Here is a 15363-nt window from a genome sequence, read left to right as displayed (position 1 = left end):
GAGGAAACTATGTCCTATACCACTTTTTCACAAGTAAAAAATGATCAGCTACAAGAACCGATGTTTTTCGGTCAGTCTGTTAATGTGGCGCGTTTTGATCAGCAAAAATATCCTATTTTTGAGAAGTTGATTGAAAAACAACTCTCCTTCTTCTGGCGTCCAGAAGAAGTGGATGTTGCCCGTGATCGCATTGACTATAACGCTTTGCCGGATCATGAAAAGCATATTTTCATTAGCAACCTAAAATACCAGACGTTATTGGATTCCATTCAGGGCCGTAGCCCGAATGTGGCTTTTCTGCCATTGATTTCCATTCCTGAATTGGAAACATGGGTTGAAACGTGGTCGTTTTCAGAAACGATCCACTCGCGTTCTTACACGCATATTATCCGTAATATCGTGAACGATCCTTCTATCGTATTTGATGATATTGTGGAGAACGAACAGATTTTAAAACGCGCCAAAGATATTTCCGCGTATTACGATGATCTGATCGAGATGACCAACTATTATCATTTGTTCGGTGAAGGAACGCATGATGTTGCAGGTAAAGCAATTACTGTTAATCTGCGTGAATTGAAAAAGCAACTTTACTTATGTTTGATGAGCGTTAACGCCCTGGAGGCCATCCGTTTCTATGTCAGTTTCGCTTGCTCATTTGCTTTTGCTGAACGTGAATTGATGGAAGGTAACGCCAAAATTATCAAACTGATTGCTCGTGATGAAGCACTGCATTTAACGGGAACGCAGCACATGTTGAACCTGTTGCGCTCTGGTCAGGATGATCCTGAAATGGCGGAAATTGCCAAAGAGTGTGAACAAGGGTGCTACGATCTGTTTGTACAGGCAGCAGAGCAGGAAAAAGAGTGGGCTGATTATTTGTTTAAAGATGGCTCTATGATCGGCTTGAACAAAGATATTCTGTGCCAGTATGTTGAATATATCACCAATATTCGTATGCAGGCAGTTGGCTTGAAGTTACCATTTGAAACCCGTTCTAATCCGATCCCTTGGATCAATTCATGGCTGGTTTCTGATAATGTTCAAGTGGCTCCACAGGAAGTTGAAGTCAGCTCTTACCTGGTTGGTCAGATTGATTCGGAAGTCAATACTGAGGATCTCAGCGGTTTCGAACTCTGATATGGCTGATTACAAAGTCACCCTGCCGTCACGGCAGGGGTTATATATCCATTATTCTTCAGGTTTGCACGACAATTTGTTGGAAGCACTGGAACACGGCAAAGTTCAGCTTGAATACCAATGTCGGCAAGGGTATTGCGGTTCTTGTCGTGTTCGCCTGGTGAAAGGCAAGGTTGGATATCCTTGTAAGCCACTGGCATTTGTTAATGAAGGGGAAATTTTACCCTGTAGCTGTTATCCACTGACGGATCTTGAAATTGAGCTTTAACTTCCCTTAAATTAGTCAATCTTATTACTGCTGCAACAAACCTCGTATTATTCTTGATTGTGGACATATCGATCATCACGACGGTATGTCCATGTTCCCACCATTTCTCCACTTACCTCTTCACGATGTTCTAAAAATAAATAAATAAAACCTTTATTGCTATGTTTGTTCCTTTTATGCTGTTGGCAACAGTGGAATAGAGGTGATTTGAAACTTACAGTTTTACCCAGCAAAACAAGTGAAGGAGAACAATGATGTATAAAATTGATTATAATTCATATCGTTCGACCAAAAGTTTTAACAGACGTTCCCGCTTTTTAGTTATGCACTATACTGCCTTGAACTTTGAGAAATCTATTCAGGCACTGACCGGGGAACTTGTCAGTGCTCACTACCTGGTCCCAAATCCAGATGATCCAACTTATCACGCTGCTGGATTTGATAAAATTCACATCTTCAATTTGGTCGATGAACTTGAAAGAGCCTGGCATGCAGGAATAAGTTATTGGGACGGGCGAGAAGGGTTGAATGATACATCCATAGGTATTGAGATTGTGAATGAGGCCAGTGATGATCGTGGCGTTTTCACTTTCCCTCCTTATCACCCTGATCAAATTGCTGCTCTTAAAGAGTTAGCCATCAATATATTACAACGTTACCCAGATATTAAACCGACTCATGTAGTAGGACATTCAGATATTTCATGGCAAAGAAAAACTGATCCAGGTCCATCTTTTCCGTGGAAAGAATTATATGATGCAGGAGTGGGTGCATGGTATGACGAAGAAACTAAGCAGAAATATGTTGAACAATTCGGGCATTGCCTACCTGATACCACCGAGATTTTAGAAAAGTTTAAGCGTTATGGTTATGACATCACAGGTACAGAAAAAGAAGAAAATTTTCAATCCTTAGTTAAAGTATTTCAAATGCACTTCCGTCAATCATACTATGACGGTGTACCAGATATAGAAACCATCGCCATTTTATATGCCTTGGTTGAAAAATACTTTGATAATAAATCTTAATTTCTAATGAAATATATTTTATAGATGCCAAATTGCAGCTTATTAATTTAGCTGCAATTTGAAAGATGAAGAAAATATAGTATAGAAATAGTTTTAATTTAACGGGAAGATCTGCTCTTAGAGAGTATGTCATGGTTTCTTATGATGACAGGCATAAGAGGATTATGCCTGTGATTATGTATTCTGCTAGTTTTTATGCAGAGATCACACGTGTATGATTAATGCAATGCGCTATAATTTTGTAAAGATATACAAAATATAAAAGACCAAATGTAATAAAAGAGAGGATAGCCCAAATTACAACATATCCAATTATTTGGACTAAATTGATCTCACAATTTAATTTACCGATAATTTGTCCGCCATCTCGATCGATAACATGTGTTTTACTAATGATAAATCGAGTCATATAGTAGGGAAACACGAAGGCACCTAACCCTAATGTAAATAAAATAATCAGGAACCAGGTGACGAGATGTAAAATAATCTCAAGTATCCCTAATTCTGATTTTAACTTCAGACTACGAAAGTCCATCGAATTCATCGTGTTCTCCTGATGTTTAAATAAACACTGCAAACCAATCAGCATAGAAATTCTATGAACTCTATACCTTCATTTTAGTTTTTGCAGGTTGCTGCTTTGTTGCCTTGCCGCAGTATTGCGACTTGAAATTTATTAGGTATATAAGACAAATTTTTCGGAACAGAAGTTCAATGAATAGTGTGTAAATAATGAAACAGGCAAGAAAGCATTTACCTTAGGTCTGTAGCGACGATAAAAAAGCCAGTTTTCGACTGGCTTATTTTTATATTGTAGCAGCTCTTACATAAAACGAGTTGCTGATAACCGGATAACAACGCAGTGTACATTTGAGAGGAAAGATTTTACAGATTTCATGATGATTTCCTTTGAGGGTTATAAATTGTGATTTACTTCACGAAAATCTAAATTCTGAGGAGGATTTTATGCTCAAAAGCAAAAGAGTCAAGGTATTTATTAAAATATTTTTTTAAAAATTAAAAAAAATTTGCATAAAATAATAATTTATTGATATTTAACGTATTATTTTTTATTTGGTTTTTTGTAGAGACTTTATCACCCAGTATAACTGTAGCTTTTCTGATTGTTTTTTCATCTACACTTGATCTCTGGATTGTTTTTTAGACCAAAAATAATCTTGGGCCCAATCTGGTAGCGGGGAAAATGAATGAAAATCAGTGAAAGCGGTGTTAATAAACTTAAAAGTTATGAGGGCTTGAAATTGAAAGCATATCCAGATCCTGCCACTGGAGCAGCACCGTGGACAATTGGATATGGTCATACAAAAGGAGTTGAGTCTGGACAAGTGATAACTGTGCAACAGGCTGAGGAATTTTTACATCAAGATCTTATCCCTATTTATGCAGCGATTCAGCGATTAGTTAAGGTACCTCTAACACAAGGGCAATTTGATGCCTTATGCTCGTTTATTTTCAATTTAGGGATCGGCAATTTTGCTCATTCAACATTATTGATAAAATTGAATACAGGTGATTACCAAGGTGCAGCAAAGGAGTTTGTGAAATGGGATCGTGCCGATGGGGAAAAGTTAGCGGCTCTGCGTATGCGAAGGGAATCAGAGCAGAAAACATTCTTATCATGACATGATAAAATAAATATTATGGTAGTTTTTTAGGCTATCAGAAATAAAAAGTAGAAGTCTAATCTGATTATCACTAATAGCCTAATTGAATAAACGATCAATATGATAAGGAAATAATCCTTTGAATAAGTAATTTACCGTGAAATAAATAACTAAATCTCTGATGTACTATGTTGTAATACAATACGATAACCATCGATATCTTCAAAAGTTTTTCCGTTCTTATCCCAATAAGGATTATAAGAAGGAACGAGAATAAACCCAGCATTTTGCATCGATTGTACTTGCTCTTGCCATTCAAGCTCATCTTCAATATAAAATGCTAATAAATTATCTTTAGTTGGAGCCTTACCAACATGTGTATTGTGGTGATGAGTAAATTCAAGATGCCAAGAATGGTTGGGATGCCCTAGCATGATACCATCAAAACTATCGTGATCTTTGAATTCACCTAGTATGATGAAATTTAAGCCATGACAATACATTTCTGCAATTTTAGTAAGATTATCTGTTGGTCTGGCAATTCTAAGAATAGTTGATTTTTTCATATTTTTCTATGTGTTAAGGGGTTTTGGGTGAATAGATCTTATCTGAAAAGCATTTTAATTTTTTAGAAAAAAATGCTGGTCATGTACCAGCACTTTTTGTGCTCATATAATATTCATAAATAAAATGTCAGTTTAATTAAGAATATTATTTAATATCAACATCAATAACTTGATAGAAAGCATTGGTGGTATCAGCAATTGTCCACACGCCGAGAATAACATGATAGCCTGAGCGATCGGGAATATCACAGTTCAGTGAGACAGTTTGGCCTGGCCTTTTTCCATTATCAAGGCGCTCACAGAAGGGTTTTAGATCAAATTGGGCGCGTGTTAGAGGTTTATTTGGATCCCAGCCAGGTTTGGTAATATAGAATTGCCATGAAGTGGTGCTATGCCGGGCTGTTATTGTCCAATTAAATTTGTTGATTCCTTTATTGATAGCGACATGATGCCAGCGGTCTGTACTTTGTTCATTGAGCTGTTTGAACTGACCAACACCACCACTGGCGATTTGCCCGTCTGGTGGTCCCCCTTGTGGGAAGCCTTTGGGGCCTTCAACCGATTGTGGTTCGTACGTGACAGGTCCGCAGTTTTTATTGATGCTTTTTTGGCATAAAAGTGCCCTGCTTGGTGGTGTGTCGATATATCCATGATTTGAATCTGGTTCAGCAATACTAGAGAATGGGATAGAACCAAAAGCCGTCAATCCCGCCAAAAGTAGAGACTTTTTAATATTCATGATGAATTTCCTATTTTTTTCCTTACTTGACTGTAAAATAAGTGAATTTACTTTCTTATTATTATATTAATCATTAATGAAATTTAAATTTCTTATCATGGAAGTGCATAGAAATATTTATAACAAAATTAGGTAATTATAAATACTTAATTTATGATAGAGGTATGCCAGAAAGATATTATTGAGAGATATAATTGTCATTGATTCTGAGACAATGACATATGGTAGGAAAAATCTGTTTTAGAAAATCTTTTTAACAACAAAAATCCCTCCCTGAATTCAGGGAGGGGAAGAGCGAAATAAGAAGCAAATGAGGGTGTACTAAACAAGTAGGATTTTGAGTACACCTAAATAAGGTAGCCCCAAATTGAATAATATGCAATAAACTAAACTTAAACAAAGAGTGAGGGTAATAAAATCAACATAGGGTTAGATATATGATCCAAGTGGGTGAAGATAAATATTGGACAAAATCGATGCTTGTTCAGCAGCTACAAAAGATAGGCATAAAACAAGGTGATGTTGTTATGGCTCATGTTGCTATGCGATCTGTTGGCGATTGTTTGAATGGTGCCGATGATCTTATCCAGGCTATTTTAACTGTTTTGGGAGTTGGAGGAGTATTATTGTGTTATACAAATTGGGAACAAAATTATGAAGATAGTTTGGATGTAAGAGGTCATGTTCCATCAGAATTAAAATCTGAAATCATGCCATATGATCGATCATTTTCACGAGCAAGCAGAGATCATGGTGTATTCACTGAGTGTGTCAGGACAACCAAAGGAGCTATTCGAAGTCAAAATCCTGGCGCTTCTGTAGTCGCTATTGGAAATAGTGCTGAGTATTTTGTAGAGAATCATTCATTAGATTATGGCTATGGTAATGATTCACCATTTGCAAAATTGGTAGAGCGTCAGGGAAAAGTTCTTATGATTGGCGCTCCATATGAAACCATGAGCCTTTTGCATCATGCTGAGTATTTGGCAAATATTCCCAACAAGCGTATTAGAAAAATGGAGATCCCACTATTGCAAAATAACCAAGTAGAATGGGTGATGCTAGAGGAATTTGATACTGTAGATCCTGTTTGTGAACAATTTAATCAAGGTTATTTTAAAGATATCGTTGAACATTTTTGCCATGCGCACTCAGAGGTGATTATTGAAGGCATCATTGGATCTGCTAATACACTGCTTGTGCCTGCTAAAGAGATATTGGATTATGCAGTATATTGGATGGAGAATTATCGATCGTGACATCAATTCAAAAAAATATATCAACTCCTATAAATTCACCTGACAACATGGAGAAATATCAGAATGCTAAGAACAACGATGGCTCGCAATTCATTAATGTCATATCGAAAATCTATTTTATTCATTAATATAATAATACTGAATAGTTATTAAACGACCATAATATTACAGGGTTAAATATTCCTGCCAGCGTTCCCACACATGTTCAAGAGCAATGTATGGGTAACCTCTTCCTCTCCCTGAACTTTATCTATATTCCGTAAGGAACAGTTATGCATGTGCTGTTGCCACGGATGTCTTCTACTTCTTTTCTGAGCAAAGGAGTGTCTTTTTGTTCTGAAAATGTATAGGAGTGAATAAATAAACAATTATTCTAATAAATTTTAATTTGAAATCATCGAAAAAAACAGCAAGAAAAAAGAAGTTTCACACGCCTTTAAACAGCAATAAAATTCATTCAAAAGTTAGTGGATCTTTGCCACTTTCCGACGGTCATTTTACCAGAATTTTACCAAGAGCAAATTCCAGCCATAAAAAAACCAACCTTAACAGGTTGGTTTTTCTAGGTAAATTTGGTCGGCATGATAGGATTTGAACCTACGACCCCCGACACCCCATGACGGTGCGCTACCAAGCTGCGCTACATGCCGATGACTTCTCTTATATTACCGTTTTTTATTTGCAAAGCAAGCCCCTAATTTAGTGAGTGCTTGATTTTCAAACAATTAATTTGCTAAAAATCGTTTCACTTCCGTTAATATTTGTAATAACTGGGCAAGGTTTGGTTTGGCATCCTGAATTTCATCACCATCTAAATCATACAGATGATATTCTCCATCCTTGGAAAGATAAACAGTATTTTGGGCCATCGTAACAATTAATGAACCATTATCACCCGTAATAAGCCATGGATTTTCTCTTTGGGCATTAAAGAGATCTTCACCCTGGGAATAATCTTCAGGAGAATTAGTAACATGCAATAAACGGCGCATTAAGGTTGTCATGATATCTTGATGGCTAGTCAGTTTATCGATAGTTTGTGCTGGGGTACCAGGCCACTGAATTATCAGGGGAACATGGAGCTGTTCACGATTGAATTTGTCACCCGTAAACCATTTTGCTCTGTTATCTGCTGTTTCTTTACTCTGTTTAGCTGTAATCACAATGATTGTTTTATCTAAGGCGCCTTTAGTTTTCAGGACTTCTAAAACATGGCTGATTTCAGTATCCAGCGCTTTCTTATCAAATTTACCGGATGAAGGTACAACGCCATTAATATCCAGAAATGAGAACCATGGTGTGGAACCATTGCGTAGATCTAACCATTGGCTCCATTGCGTCACTGTTAAGTTATCATTTTGCTTTTTAGCTTCTGGCAATGAATAGTCGGTCAGTATGGCCTGGCGATAAAGTGGTGTCTGGAATCCATCTGAAGAAAAGAGGCCAAATTGATACCCTTGATGTGTCAGGGCATCAATAAGTGCTGAGGATTTTCTGGCGTTAAGAATACCGTCCAGATAGCCTGATGATATGCCATAGAATAAACCAAACAATGCAGTGTCATCTTGAATGCCTGCACTGAAATGTTGAGTGAACTGGATATTGTTCTTCGCGAAATGTTCCAGAGTTGGCATATCATGGGTGATGTCTTGATGATCCAGCCCATCCACGACAAGCAGAAGTAAGTTATAACCGCGCCCAGTATCCTGATAAGATAAATTATTCAGTGGATAATTGACACTCAAGGCTGTGGGATTGCCTTGTTGGTTAATGCGGCGTTGAAATTCTTGCTGATCCAATAGACCATGTTTTTCAAGGAATTTGCGGGCGGTCATTGGATAAGAAATTGGTAAGTTTGAGCGCTGCATGGTAATCGGACGGTAGAAATTGGCATCTGCCCAGATGTACATGAGATGTGAAGCGACAAAAGCAGTAATGAATACTGCTGCCAGTGGCTTACCAAATCGTTGACGGCTCAGGCTACGTAACTTTTGCCAACTCCATGTGCCAAAAAGCATCTGTATTAGAAAAATCAAAGGAATACAGATGAACATCAGTTGCCATTCTCTGGCTAATTCACCTTGTTCTGGGTTGGTGACTAAATCCCAAACCAATGGAGTTAAATGCAGATGAAAGCGAACATAGATGGAGGAATCAAATATCAGTAGTGTTAAACCTGCTGTTGCCAACGTGGCCGAAAGAAACCTCATTAGCCGCTGAGACATAACGATAAATGTCAGCGGAAATAAAATAAGTAAATAGATGGCAAAGACAATGAAACTGAAATGGCCAAGCCAACTGACCAGCGCGTAGATGCGACCAAACAGTGAACCCGGCCAGTCAGATGCAAATAAATAGCGACTGCCCAGCACAAGACTGAACATTATGTTGAACAGCGCGAACCAGTGTCCCCAACTGATCATCTGAGAAACTTTTTCGCGGTAATGCCGACAGCTAGTCACCATATTTTCTTTACGTCAACGTTTTAATAAAGATTAATGCGCTTTATCTTCGTTGATTGAAGACTGCAACGCGTGTGCAAACGAGTCTGCGATATGTCTGCGTTGTGCAGGAGCAATACTCGTATTGATCAAATTTGTTACCATATTACCTAAAACCATCAAGGTCAGGTCAGTTGGAGTATGGTCTTTCTCGAAAACATTTACTAATTCAGTTAATAAATGTTCAACTTTTTCATCGCTATAGCGAGATGACTGTGGCATAAATCAAAAATCCTGAATGTACAAAGCCCCATATCTTACCGTATAGAGGGGGGATTTTCTGCTTTTTTTATGACAAATTAACTCTCTGCTGCCGGAGTTGTTGCCAATATTGAAGGTGCTGCATCATTTTAGTCTTTGATATGTAGGATGTTGACAATTAAATGGCGAGTATTTTTGTCAATTGGGTTTTTGGTTGCAGCAGAAAGATAACGATGTTTGAATACGTCGCTAACCGCACGGCCCATATGGCCAACGTTGCAAAAGGAGTATAAATAATGAGTCTGGAAATTACCCAGATCGCGATACATCGGTTGATTAAACGTGATGAACAGACGTTGGAAGTGATTTTGCGTGATGCTTTGCTGGATACCAACCAAGTGGTTGAAGAGTTGATGGCAGAGCTGCATCGTGTATATAGCGCGAAAAGTAAAGCTTATGGTTTGTTCAATGAAGAAAGTGAGCTGGCGGGATCACTCCGTCATCTACGTAAAGGAGATGACGATTTTCTCGGATTTAGTCGGGCTGCAACTGTTCGCTTGAAAGATGAGTTGGCAAAGTATCCGTTCGCAGAAGGGGGAACGGTGCTGTTTTGTCAATATCGTTATCTTGCTGTGGAATATTTACTGATTGCAGTTCTTAATAGCTGTAACAGCACATCCGTCAATGATGAACTCGATGTAAATACGACGCAATATCTTGATATTCCTCATGCTGATATTATTGCACGAATCGATCTAACTGAGTGGGAAACCAATCCTGAATCTAGCCGTTACCTGACGTTCTTAAAAGGGCGGGTAGGGCGCAAGGTTTCAGACTTTTTTATGGATTTCCTTGCCGCCAGTGAAGGCATGAATGCCAAAGTTCAAAATAAAGGTTTGTTGCAGGCTTTGGATGATTATTGTGAGTCGGCACAGTTGGATAAAAATGAACGCCAGGCCTATCGTCAGCAAGTTTATGGTTATTGTAATGAACAGTTACAGGCGGGTGAGGAAATTAAGTTACAAGCGCTATCCCAAGAGTTACCCGCGTTGGGTGAGCAAAACTTTCAGCAATTTTCGCAGGAAAAAGGCTATGAATTGGAAGAGAGCTTTCCTGCTGATCGCGGCACGTTGCGCCAATTAACAAAATTTGCAGGCAGTGGTGGAGGATTAACCATTAACTTTGATGCCATGTTGATGGGAGAACGAATTTTTTGGGACCCAGTAACAGATACGTTGACGATTAAGGGAACGCCACCGAATTTGCGCGATCAATTGCAACGTCATGGTGGTGGCAATCGCTAGTTGGCTACTGTGAAAAAACAAGTTGTAAAAATAAATAACGCCGCAATTGCGGCGTTATTTACTCGGCGTCCCGATAAAAGCTCGACTGTGGCTAATTAAGCACGCAGGAAATCAATGTGCGTCAGTTTAGGTTTAAACGGATGACGCTGTACTGCCTGCACTTTAACTTTAGTTTCTTTACCATCAACAACCAGGGTCAGAACTTCGTAAAATTCTGGCTTACTTTCGTGGTTGATAACTGCATCGTGATCCAGTTCGATAGAAAGTGGTTCTTGGTTACCACCATAGATGATCGCTGGAAACTTGTTAGCTCTACGCAGGCGGCGGCTCGCACCTTTGCCCTGCTCTTTACGTACTTCTGCATTAATAGTTAACATTATTTTTTCTCTGTAAAAGAAGAAAATAAATCCTGCTACAGGCGACCCAGCAGCAGGTTCGATACTTGGCTTAACATAAGTTATTATGCTAAGCGGGCGGCATTCTAGCGAAAAACCGATATGACAGCAAATATAAATATGCTTTCCGGTTGGTTAATGGATAGTCTGTTTGGCATATTTAGTACAAGTCATCAGCCCTTCTAAATCGCCCTTGATAGTCAAAAACCTTTTCTCTGATTTGCCAAAATTGCCCTTTTTTACGCGCGACAACAAAATCAGGATGACGCAATAAAGGAAATTGATTAGCAACGTCTTCTGCTGTTCTCCAGCGAAAAACGGTTCCTGGTGCACGCTGATGTTGGCGAAGAAATTGCAGTTCAAATACTTTCTTTTGGGCTGGGGTAGATAAACGGAATAATTCGGATACGTTCGCACCATCTTCGTCGTAATAGGTGATTTTGAGACATTCTCCTTTATTATCGTGACCTGGTGTTAGTTGCATGCCACCACAACGTAGCACCAGTGCATCTTTTAGTTTTAAGGCTGCTTTCAGCATATCATCGGGATCGACGAGTACTTCTTCACAACGATGGCAGCGCCGGGCCGCGATATCGTTTTCTGCACCACAATGGGGGCATGATTTAAAACGGAAACGAAAATCACATTGTTGACGTTTCCCCTTTTCGTCTTCTTCCCAACCTTGGCAGCGTCGCCCAAAATGCTCAACGATTTCTCCATCTGTCGTGCATATCCCCCAGAAAGTATTGGCAAATTGGCAGATAGGGCAAAATACCTGAACGGGCTGGCTTTGTGAGTTGGGTTTACTGTTACCGATTTCAGGAGTGTAAAGATTGTGGGGATTGCCAGCATAATCCAAAATCAGGCAATCTTTTTTGTCAGGAAATAAACGTAAGCCGCGCCCGATGATCTGCTGATAAAGGCTGACAGATTCTGTAGGACGTAATATGGCGATTAAATCAACATGGGGAGCATCGAATCCTGTTGTGAGTACAGCAACATTGACCATATAGTGGAGTTGCTGTTCCTTGAATGCCGTAATTAAGTGATCTCGTTCAGATGATGGGGTATCTGCGCTGACTAGTGCGGCTTGTCCTGTAGGCAGTAATTGGAAGATTTCTTTGGCATGTTCGACTGTCGCGGCGAAAATCATCACACCTTTTCGATTTTGTGCATATTCAACGATCTGTCTAATGATATGAGGAGTTATACGCTTTTGGCGTTTAAGCTCCCGATTTAATTCTGCTTCATTGAATATCCCTTGTTGGCTGGTTCGTACTTGACTGAAATCATGTTGCATTACAGGCATGTCCAATCTTTCTGGAGAAACCAGAAAATGATGCTTAATCATATAACGCAATGGAAGATCATAAATACAATCGCGAAAAAAACTGCGTTCGTCACCACGGATCATGCCATGATAATGATATTGATATATCCAGCCAGCACTGAGGCGATAAGGTGTTGCGGTTAAACCCAATATGCGGATTTGAGGATTTTTTTTTCGAAGTTGCTGGATGATTTGTTGGTATTGGCTGTTTTCGTCATCGCTGATGCGGTGGCATTCATCGATGATTAGCAGAGAAAAATGGTGGTCAAAGTAATCCAGGTTGCGGGCAATGGACTGAATACTGCCAAAAACCACTTTTCCTGCACTTTGTTTTTGATTTAGCCCTGCGGAAAAAATGTCTGCATCTAATCCATAAGCACAATATTTGCTGTGGTTCTGCGCAACAAGTTCTTTGACATGTGCCAGTACCAAAACACGGCCATGAGCCAGCTTTGCCAATTCAGCGATGACAAGGCTTTTACCTGCCCCTGTTGGCAAAACAATAACGGCGGGATCTCTGTGCTGACGAAAATAGCGAATGGTTGCGTCTACCGCTTCTCGTTGATAAGGACGTAAAGTAAAAGCCATTTTTATGTTACTGTCACAAATATCAGGTAAAAGATAATTACGGTAGAGAATAACATTTTTCATTGAAGCCTGCCGTCGAGAAATAATTCGTCATTATTTTTCTAGGATCAGGTGGGCTATAACGTGTAACTTATTGTTGATATAGTTACTGATGTGATGATTTTTCTATGAATTATCTGTTTATTCTTTTATCCCAATAGTGGCCTTGAAGTTGTTCATAATATCAAGGACATGTTCATATGTGTTTATTTTTGTCAGGTACATCTATTCATGCGATTGGATAAATTTTTATCACAACAATTAGGTATTAGCCGCAACGATGTAGGGCGCGAGTTGCGGGCAGGGCTAGTTACTGTCGATGATGAGATCATCAAAACAGGAGCCTATAAATTGAGGCCCGATCAACAAGTTGCCTATGATGGCACGATATTGCAACAACTCAATGGCCTTCGTTATTTCATGCTGAATAAACCCCAGGGATATGTATGTTCAACCGATGATCCGTCAAACCCAACAATTTTGTATTTTATCGATGAGCCTGTGGTTCATAAATTACATTCAGCAGGGCGTTTGGATATCGACACTACAGGGTTGGTTTTGTTGACTGATGATGGTCAATGGTCACACCGTATTACATCCCCCAAGCATCACTGCGAAAAAACTTATCTTGTGACATTGGAACACCCAGTCTCTGAAGATGCCGAGCAAAAATTTCTGGCAGGGGTGCAGTTAAATGGGGAAAAAACACTGACAAAACCCGCCCAACTGGAAATTATCGAGCCTCAACTTGTTCGTTTGACTATTAGCGAAGGACGTTATCACCAAGTAAAACGGATGTTTGCCGCAGTAGGGAATCATGTTGTTGCGCTTCATCGGGAGCGAATCGGCGAAATTTATCTCGATCCTGTATTGGAGCCAGGAGAATATCGGGCGCTGACTGATAATGAGATCAACAGCATACAAATGCCAACCCCTTAATTTTTATCCTTCAATTGATTCAGGAGTAACTGCGTGCAACAACAGCGTTCGTCTTATTTGGGATTAGTATTGATCCTTGGTTTGCTTTCTATGTTAATGCCATTGGCAATTGATATGTATTTGCCGAGTATGCCAACGATCGCTGAGAGTTTTGGTGTCAGTGATGGTCTGGTACAAATGACGCTGAGTAGCTATATTTTGGGCTTTGCTATTGGTCAAATGATTTATGGGCCAATGTCGGATAGCTTAGGACGCAAGCCAGTCATTTTGGGAGGTGTCATTGTTTTTGCTATCTCTTCTTCTGCATGTGCTTTAGCACAAGATATTGATACCTTTATTTCCATGCGTTTCTTACATGGATTTTCTGCTGCGGCTGCCGGTGTTGTTATCAACGCTCTGATGCGTGATAGGTTCACAAAAGAGGAATTTTCCCGCAGTATGTCTTTTGTGACATTGGTGATGATCATCGCACCTTTATTGGCTCCTATGTTGGGTGGGATGTTGATGGTATGGTTTAACTGGCATGCTATTTTCTGGTCGATTGCTCTGGTTGCAGTCATTACTGTTGCCCTGGTGGCTCTCTTCATAGAAGAGACATTACCTAAAGAGAAAAGGCAGAAATTTAACTTAAAAACTACTGTAAGACAGTTCGTTATGCTGTTTCGGCAACGCCAGGTACTATGCTACATCTTAGCTAGTGGTTTCTCCTTTGCTGGAATGTTCTCTTTTCTCAGTGTTGGTGCATTTGTGTACATCAAACTGAACGGTGTACCTGCGCAGCATTTTGGTTACTATTTTGGGCTGAATATTATTTTTCTGTTCATCATGGCAACTATCAATAGCCAGTGTGTACGTAAATATGGCCCATTAAAAATGTTGCATATTGGTCTGTTTGTTCAATTTGTCGTGGGCTTATGGCTACTGTTTAGTACCCTGTTTGATCTGGGATTTATTTCTCTGGTTATGGGGGTTGCCATTTATATCAGCGGAATTTCCATGATTACGTCTAACACTATGGCTGTTGTGTTGGACGATTATCCCCACATGGCCGGAACCGTTTCTTCACTAGCAGGAACTATCCGTTTTAGTATTGCTGCATCGGTGGGCGCTATTTTGTCTCTATTGCCTGAGGAGAATGCTTGGCCGATGGTAGGCTCAATGGCATTATGCGTGACATTAGCAATGATGCTTATTATCTATGCACACAGTAAGTCGTATAAATAATCAGCATCATAAATAGTCATGCTCTGAGAGTAATCAAGCTCAGGCATAAAATATTTTTAGAGGCCATCTGCCGATAGGGGGATGGCCTTTTGTTTATTATCGGATGTTCTTTTTTCTGGTAGCGAATAAAAAAATATTTATTTAAGTGTTTTTCCTAAAGTGCTCTGAGCCTTTAGAGGGTTATTGATTAACCTGATAAACAGGAAATATCGAGCAA

15 protein-coding genes and 1 tRNA gene are annotated in these 15363 nt (G+C 39.4%); 8 read left to right on the top strand and 8 right to left on the bottom strand.

The window, feature by feature from the left end:
- The first annotated feature begins 9 nt into the window (after nucleotides 1-9).
- The 3 genes from nrdB (at nucleotide 10) to Xets_RS18605 (ending at nucleotide 2436) form a co-directional block, all read left to right on the top strand.
- Nucleotides 10-1140, top strand: coding sequence for a class Ia ribonucleoside-diphosphate reductase subunit beta (nrdB, locus tag Xets_RS18615; protein WP_099133653.1), 1131 nt, complete (start codon nucleotides 10-12; stop codon nucleotides 1138-1140).
- Nucleotide 1141: 1 nt separating this feature from the next.
- The gene (gene yfaE, locus Xets_RS18610; protein ID WP_099133655.1) at nucleotides 1142-1408 is read left to right on the top strand and encodes a class I ribonucleotide reductase maintenance protein YfaE; all 267 of its coding nucleotides are present in this window, start codon (nucleotides 1142-1144) and stop codon (nucleotides 1406-1408) included.
- A 254-nt stretch (nucleotides 1409-1662) separates the two neighbouring features.
- A complete protein-coding gene (locus tag Xets_RS18605) occupies nucleotides 1663-2436 on the top strand; it encodes an N-acetylmuramoyl-L-alanine amidase (protein WP_099133657.1) in 774 nt (257 codons plus the stop codon).
- A 193-nt stretch (nucleotides 2437-2629) separates the two neighbouring features.
- Here the strand turns inward: Xets_RS18605 and Xets_RS28775 are convergent, their stop codons facing one another.
- The gene (locus Xets_RS28775) at nucleotides 2630-2971 is read right to left on the bottom strand and encodes a DUF6693 family protein (protein ID WP_370588259.1); all 342 of its coding nucleotides are present in this window, start codon (nucleotides 2969-2971) and stop codon (nucleotides 2630-2632) included.
- 673 nt (nucleotides 2972-3644) lie between these two features.
- Between Xets_RS28775 and Xets_RS18600 the strand changes: the two genes are divergently transcribed.
- Complete coding sequence (locus tag Xets_RS18600) at nucleotides 3645-4079, top strand: lysozyme (protein ID WP_099133658.1); 435 nt, start codon at nucleotides 3645-3647, stop codon at nucleotides 4077-4079.
- 152 nt (nucleotides 4080-4231) lie between these two features.
- Here Xets_RS18600 and Xets_RS18595 read toward each other — a convergent pair whose 3' ends face one another.
- Together Xets_RS18595 and Xets_RS18590 are read right to left on the bottom strand one after the other, a co-directional pair.
- The gene (locus Xets_RS18595) at nucleotides 4232-4627 is read right to left on the bottom strand and encodes a VOC family protein (protein WP_099133660.1); all 396 of its coding nucleotides are present in this window, start codon (nucleotides 4625-4627) and stop codon (nucleotides 4232-4234) included.
- A gap of 145 nt (nucleotides 4628-4772) precedes the next feature.
- A complete protein-coding gene (locus Xets_RS18590) occupies nucleotides 4773-5366 on the bottom strand; it encodes a lytic polysaccharide monooxygenase (protein ID WP_187652291.1) in 594 nt (197 codons plus the stop codon).
- A gap of 437 nt (nucleotides 5367-5803) precedes the next feature.
- Between Xets_RS18590 and aac(3) the strand changes: the two genes are divergently transcribed.
- Nucleotides 5804-6625: an aminoglycoside 3-N-acetyltransferase gene (gene aac(3), locus Xets_RS18585; protein WP_099133664.1), complete on the top strand. Its 822-nt coding sequence runs from the start codon at nucleotides 5804-5806 to the stop codon at nucleotides 6623-6625.
- Nucleotides 6626-7198: 573 nt separating this feature from the next.
- Here the strand turns inward: aac(3) and Xets_RS18580 are convergent.
- From Xets_RS18580 to Xets_RS18570, 3 genes are all read right to left on the bottom strand, one after another.
- Nucleotides 7199-7275, bottom strand: a tRNA-Pro gene (locus Xets_RS18580).
- Nucleotides 7276-7350: 75 nt separating this feature from the next.
- A complete protein-coding gene (yejM, locus tag Xets_RS18575) occupies nucleotides 7351-9090 on the bottom strand; it encodes an LPS biosynthesis-modulating metalloenzyme YejM (RefSeq protein WP_099131446.1) in 1740 nt (579 codons plus the stop codon).
- 30 nt (nucleotides 9091-9120) lie between these two features.
- Nucleotides 9121-9348, bottom strand: a complete 228-nt coding sequence (locus Xets_RS18570) for a YejL family protein (protein WP_045971370.1) — start codon at nucleotides 9346-9348, stop codon at nucleotides 9121-9123.
- A gap of 275 nt (nucleotides 9349-9623) precedes the next feature.
- Here Xets_RS18570 and yejK point away from each other — a divergent pair, with 275 nt between their 5' ends.
- Complete coding sequence (gene yejK / locus Xets_RS18565) at nucleotides 9624-10631, top strand: nucleoid-associated protein YejK (RefSeq protein ID WP_099131445.1); 1008 nt, start codon at nucleotides 9624-9626, stop codon at nucleotides 10629-10631.
- Between the two features lie 95 nt (nucleotides 10632-10726).
- Here yejK and rplY read toward each other — a convergent pair whose 3' ends face one another.
- Both rplY and Xets_RS18555 read right to left on the bottom strand, forming a co-directional pair.
- Nucleotides 10727-11008, bottom strand: coding sequence for a 50S ribosomal protein L25 (gene rplY, locus Xets_RS18560; protein ID WP_099131444.1), 282 nt, complete (start codon nucleotides 11006-11008; stop codon nucleotides 10727-10729).
- A 178-nt stretch (nucleotides 11009-11186) separates the two neighbouring features.
- Nucleotides 11187-12944 carry a DEAD/DEAH box helicase gene (locus tag Xets_RS18555; protein ID WP_187652308.1) on the bottom strand — a complete coding sequence of 586 codons (1758 nt, stop codon included), beginning with the start codon at nucleotides 12942-12944 and terminating at the stop codon, nucleotides 11187-11189.
- Between the two features lie 270 nt (nucleotides 12945-13214).
- Here Xets_RS18555 and rsuA point away from each other — a divergent pair, with 270 nt between their 5' ends.
- Together rsuA and Xets_RS18545 are read left to right on the top strand one after the other, a co-directional pair.
- The gene (gene rsuA / locus Xets_RS18550; RefSeq protein ID WP_099131443.1) at nucleotides 13215-13922 is read left to right on the top strand and encodes a 16S rRNA pseudouridine(516) synthase RsuA; all 708 of its coding nucleotides are present in this window, start codon (nucleotides 13215-13217) and stop codon (nucleotides 13920-13922) included.
- A 33-nt stretch (nucleotides 13923-13955) separates the two neighbouring features.
- A complete protein-coding gene (locus Xets_RS18545) occupies nucleotides 13956-15146 on the top strand; it encodes a Bcr/CflA family multidrug efflux MFS transporter (protein WP_099131442.1) in 1191 nt (396 codons plus the stop codon).
- Nucleotides 15147-15363: the final 217 nt, after the last annotated feature.

This window comes from Xenorhabdus sp. TS4, from assembly GCF_014467265.1.
GTDB classification, from domain to species: Bacteria; Pseudomonadota; Gammaproteobacteria; order Enterobacterales; family Enterobacteriaceae; genus Xenorhabdus; species Xenorhabdus ehlersii.
This window is presented reverse-complemented; position numbering and strand designations above follow the sequence as displayed.

What these genes read in the sequence shown, in the direction of transcription:
- nrdB (WP_099133653.1), top strand. Translation starts at nt 10, where the DNA reads ATGTCCTATACCACTTTTTCACAAGTAAAAAATGATCAGCTACAAGAA.
- Xets_RS18600 (WP_099133658.1), top strand. Translation starts at nt 3,645, where the DNA reads ATGAAAATCAGTGAAAGCGGTGTTAATAAACTTAAAAGTTATGAGGGC.
- Xets_RS18570 (WP_045971370.1), bottom strand. Translation starts at nt 9,348, where the DNA reads ATGCCACAGTCATCTCGCTATAGCGATGAAAAAGTTGAACATTTATTA.
- rsuA (WP_099131443.1), top strand. Translation starts at nt 13,215, where the DNA reads ATGCGATTGGATAAATTTTTATCACAACAATTAGGTATTAGCCGCAAC.
- Xets_RS28775 (WP_370588259.1), bottom strand. Translation starts at nt 2,971, where the DNA reads ATGGACTTTCGTAGTCTGAAGTTAAAATCAGAATTAGGGATACTTGAG.
- Xets_RS18555 (WP_187652308.1), bottom strand. Translation starts at nt 12,944, where the DNA reads ATGGCTTTTACTTTACGTCCTTATCAACGAGAAGCGGTAGACGCAACC.
- yejK (WP_099131445.1), top strand. Translation starts at nt 9,624, where the DNA reads ATGAGTCTGGAAATTACCCAGATCGCGATACATCGGTTGATTAAACGT.
- yfaE (WP_099133655.1), top strand. Translation starts at nt 1,142, where the DNA reads ATGGCTGATTACAAAGTCACCCTGCCGTCACGGCAGGGGTTATATATC.
- rplY (WP_099131444.1), bottom strand. Translation starts at nt 11,008, where the DNA reads ATGTTAACTATTAATGCAGAAGTACGTAAAGAGCAGGGCAAAGGTGCG.
- Xets_RS18605 (WP_099133657.1), top strand. Translation starts at nt 1,663, where the DNA reads ATGTATAAAATTGATTATAATTCATATCGTTCGACCAAAAGTTTTAAC.
- yejM (WP_099131446.1), bottom strand. Translation starts at nt 9,090, where the DNA reads ATGGTGACTAGCTGTCGGCATTACCGCGAAAAAGTTTCTCAGATGATC.
- Xets_RS18590 (WP_187652291.1), bottom strand. Translation starts at nt 5,366, where the DNA reads ATGAATATTAAAAAGTCTCTACTTTTGGCGGGATTGACGGCTTTTGGT.
- Xets_RS18595 (WP_099133660.1), bottom strand. Translation starts at nt 4,627, where the DNA reads ATGAAAAAATCAACTATTCTTAGAATTGCCAGACCAACAGATAATCTT.